The organism is Sphingomonas sp. P3_C6 (assembly GCF_056402595.1).
The window spans coordinates 1-1489 of sequence record NZ_JBFUHB010000059.1 but is presented as its reverse complement, the minus strand read 5'-3'; the positions used below and the strand labels follow the sequence as shown (position 1 = coordinate 1489).

Genomic DNA, 1489 nt, shown 5'->3' with positions numbered 1-1489 from the left:
CACGATGACCTTCCTCGCAGCGCTTCGCTGCGACCGGATCGACGCTCCGTGCGTGCTCGACCAGCCGGTCAACGGCCAGAGCTTCAAAGACTATGTTGAGCAGTTCCTCGTGCCCACGCTCTCGCCTGGCGACATCGTCGTCATGGACAATCTGAGCAGTCACAAACGGCCTGCCATCCGCGAGGCAATCCGTAGCGCGGGCGCCAAGCTCCTGTTCCTGCCGCCGTACAGCCCCGATCTCAATCCGATTGACGTGCTCCCCTGAAATGTGACCGAGGATAAGTAGAGTCCGACGCGAAGGGAGTCGGACGGATGAAGCGCAGCAGGTTCAGCGAAGAGCAGATCATCGGGATATTGAAGGAGCAGGAGGCCGGCATGCCGACARCGGATGTGTGCCGGCGCCACGGGATCAGCCCGGCGACGTTTTACAACTGGAAGTCGAAGTTCGGCGGACTGGAGGTTTCGGAAGCCAAGCGGCTGCGCGCGCTCGAGGAGGAGAATGGGCGGCTGAAGAAACTTCTGGCTGAAGCGATGCTCGACAATGCCGTGCTGAAGGATCTGGCGTCAAAAAAATGGTGACGCCCGGCGCGAAGCGGGAAGCGGTCGCSCATGCGCGTGCGGAGTACGGGCTGAGCGAGCGTCGGGCGTGTGAGTTGGTCGGGGTGAGCCGCAGGGTGAACCGGTATTGTGCGACGCGAGCRGACGATGCGCCGCTACGYGCACGGTTGCGCGAACTGGCCGCCGAGCGCCGCCGGTTCGGCTATCGCCGGCTTGGATGTCTGCTGGCGCGCGAGGGGTTRGCGCCCAACCACAAGAAGCTGCTGCGGATATATCGCGAGGAAGGGTTGAAGGTTCGCCGCCGAGGTGGTCGCAAGCGGGCGCTGGGCACGCGGGCACCGATGGCGCTGCCCGAAGGGCCAAACCAGCGCTGGAGCCTGGACTTCGTGTCGGACAGCCTGATGTGCAGCCGGCGGTTCCGGATACTGTGCGTGGTCGACGACTTCACCCGCGAATGCCTGGCGCTGGTGCCGGACACATCGTTGTCGGGTGCCAGGGTCGCGCGCGAGTTGACGGGGCTGATCGGCGTACGCGGCAAGCCGCACACGGTCGTGAGCGACAACGGCACCGAGCTGACCAGCATGGCGATCCTCAAATGGGCCGAGGAGCGTAAGGTGGAATGGCACTATATCGCGCCGGGCAAGCCGACGCAGAATGCCTTCGTCGAGAGCTTCAACGGCCGCTTGCGCGACGAATGTCTCAACGAGACGCTGTTCCGGTCACTGGCGCATGCGCGCCGGGTACTGGCGGCCTGGCGTGACGACTACAACAACGTCAGGCCACACTCGAAACTGGGCGGAAAAACACCCGCCGAGATCGCCGGCAAACGGGCATGGGGGCATGCCCCCATGCCCGTTGCCATATCAGCAACCAGCCAGCAAAATGGGCATGGACTCTATGTCTGAGTGGTAACACTCGGGGGAGCACGTCA

Annotated in this window: 1 protein-coding gene and 1 pseudogene; both read left to right on the top strand. The window is 63.9% G+C overall.

All coding sequences use genetic code 11. The features are described 5' to 3' along the window. A pseudogene (locus AC1DT7_RS24145) lies at positions 1–253 on the top strand (transposase); the annotation flags it as partial. A 59-nt stretch (positions 254–312) separates the two neighbouring features. Then, a protein-coding gene (locus AC1DT7_RS24140; protein ID WP_478038858.1) for an IS3 family transposase occupies positions 313–1463 on the top strand; the annotation gives its coding sequence in 2 pieces (ribosomal slippage) (positions 313–565 and positions 565–1463; 1152 coding nt in all). Positions 1464–1489: the final 26 nt, after the last annotated feature.